Genomic DNA, 2,569 nt, shown 5'->3' with positions numbered 1-2,569 from the left:
CCCGTCACGTCATGAAAGTCGGTAACACCCGAAGCCCATGGCCCAACCCGCAAGGGAGGGAGTGGTCGAAGGTGGGACTGGCGATTGGGACGAAGTCGTAACAAGGTAGCCGTACCGGAAGGTGCGGCTGGATCACCTCCTTTCTAAGGAGCACAACACATCCCGGTCATCGTGCCGGGAGTGGCCGGAGCTTAGGCCTCGAATGCAGGTCTGCTCTGGTTGCTCAAGGAATTGTGGAACTACTGGTTATGGGTTCTCGCGGTGGTGATGCCGCCGACTCAGTACTGCGGGCTTGTCCCGCGTGGAACGGCGGCCGCGGATCCGGGCGGGTTCTTGTTCGCTCAGCACGCTGTTGGGTCCTGAGGCAACACACGTTGTTTCTGGTGTGGTGTTTGAGAACTGTAGAGTGGATGCGAGCATCTTTGTGGTCAAGTTGTTAAGGGCACATGGTGGATGTCTTGGCTTCAGGAGCCGATGAAGGACGTGGGAGGCTGCGATATGCCTCGGGGAGCTGTCAACCGAGCTGTGATCCGAGGATTTCCGAATGGGGAAACCCAGCACCAGTGATGTGGTGTTACCCGCCGGTGAATATATAGCCGGTGTGGAGGGAACGCGGGGAAGTGAAACATCTCAGTACCCGCAGGAAGAGAAAACAAAAGTGATTCCGTGAGTAGTGGCGAGCGAAAGCGGAAGAGGCTAAACCGATTGCATGTGATACCTGTCAGGGGTTGTGTGGTCGGGGTTGTGGGACCTGTCTTCTCAGAGCTGACACTCTGGGCGTGATGCGGCATGGTTAGCGGAACCGCTTGGGACGGCGGGCCGGAGCGGGTGAGAGCCCCGTACGCGAAAACTGTGTTTGTGTTGTGTGGCGGTGTTCCCGAGTAGCAGCGAGCTCGTGGAATTTGCTGTGAATCTGCCGGGACCACCCGGTAAGCCTAAATACTTCCTGGAGACCGATAGCGGACGAGTACCGTGAGGGAAAGATGAAAAGTACCCCGGGAGGGGAGTGAAAGAGTACCTGAAACCGTGTGCCTACAAGCCGTCAGAGCTCACTTGTTGAGTGATGGCGTGCCTTTTGAAGAATGAGCCTGCGAGTTAGTGCTGCGTGGCGAGGTTAACCCGGGTGGGGTAGCCGTAGCGAAAGCGAGTCTGAATAGGGCGATTGAGTCGCGTGGTCTAGACCCGAAGCGGAGTGATCTACCCATGGCCAGGGTGAAGCGACGGTAAGACGTCGTGGAGGCCCGAACCCACTTAGGTTGAAAACTGAGGGGATGAGCTGTGGGTAGGGGTGAAAGGCCAATCAAACTCCGTGATAGCTGGTTCTCCCCGAAATGCATTTAGGTGCAGCGTCGCGTGTTTCTTGCCGGGGGTAGAGCTACTGGATGGTCTAGGGGCCTTACCGGGTTACCGAAATCAACCAAACTCCGAATACCGGTTAGTGAGAGCGCGGCAGTGAGACGGCGGGGGATAAGCTTCGTCGTCGAGAGGGAAACAGCCCAGAACACCAGCTAAGGCCCCTAAGTGTGTGCTCAGTGGGAAAGGATGTGGGATTGCCCAGACAACCAGGAGGTTGGCTTAGAAGCAGCCACCCTTGAAAGAGTGCGTAATAGCTCACTGGTCAAGTGGTCCTGCGCCGACAATGTAGCGGGGCTTAAGCACACCGCCGAAGCTGTGTCATTGACACAATAGATCGACGTTCGTCCTTGAGGCGGATGTCCAGTCGTGTTGATGGGTAGGGGAGCGTCCTGCATCCAGGGAAGCCGCGGCGGAAGCTAGCGGTGGAGGGTGCGGGAGTGAGAATGCAGGCATGAGTAGCGAATGCAGAGTGAGAAACTCTGCCGCCGGATGACCAAGGGTTCCTGGGCCAGGCTAATCCGCCCAGGGTAAGTCGGGACCTAAGGCGAGGCCGACAGGCGTAGTCGATGGACAACGGGTTGATATTCCCGTACCCGAGCATGTGCGCCCATGGCGAGGCGGTTGACACTAACCACCCGAAGCCACTCGTGAAGCCTTCGGGCGGATCGGGTGTGTGGAGCGTGGGACCTGATTCCGTAGTAGTCAAGCGATGGGGTGACGCAGGAAGGTAGCTCCGCCAGGCGATGGTTGTCCTGGTGTAAGCGTGTAGGAGGAACAGTAGGCAAATCCGCTGTTCACATACTCTGAGACGTGATGCGTAGCCGTGTGAGGCGAAGTGGGTGATCCTATGCTGTCGAGAAAAGCCTCTAGTGAGTGCATGCACGGCCCGTACCCCAAACCAACACAGTTTTGTCAGGTAGAGAATACCAAGGCGATCGGGTGAACTGTGGTTAAGGAACTCGGCAAAATGCCCCCGTAACTTCGGGAGAAGGGGGGCCAAACACCTTGAAGCTTCATGCAAGTGGAGGGGTGGTTGGCCGCAGAGACCAGCGGAAAGCGACTGTTTACTAAAAACACAGGTCCATGCGAAGTCGCAAGACGATGTATATGGACTGACGCCTGCCCGGTGCTGGAACGTTAAGAGGACCGGTTAACTCACTTTGTGGGTGAAGCTGAGAATTTAAGCGCCAGTAAACGGCGGTGGTAACTATAA

1 rRNA gene (only partly in view) is annotated in these 2,569 nt (G+C 56.9%); it reads left to right on the top strand.

Going from position 1 to position 2,569, the window contains the following annotated elements:
- Positions 1-426 precede the first annotated feature (426 nt).
- Positions 427-2,569 (top strand): 23S ribosomal RNA (locus tag SSMG_RS22175) (it continues 935 nt past the right edge of the window).

This window comes from Streptomyces sp. AA4 (assembly GCF_000158875.1).
Lineage (GTDB): Bacteria > Actinomycetota > Actinomycetes > Mycobacteriales > Pseudonocardiaceae > Amycolatopsis.
The sequence above is the reverse complement of the archived record's forward strand: the minus strand, read 5'-3'. Positions and strand labels throughout refer to the sequence as shown.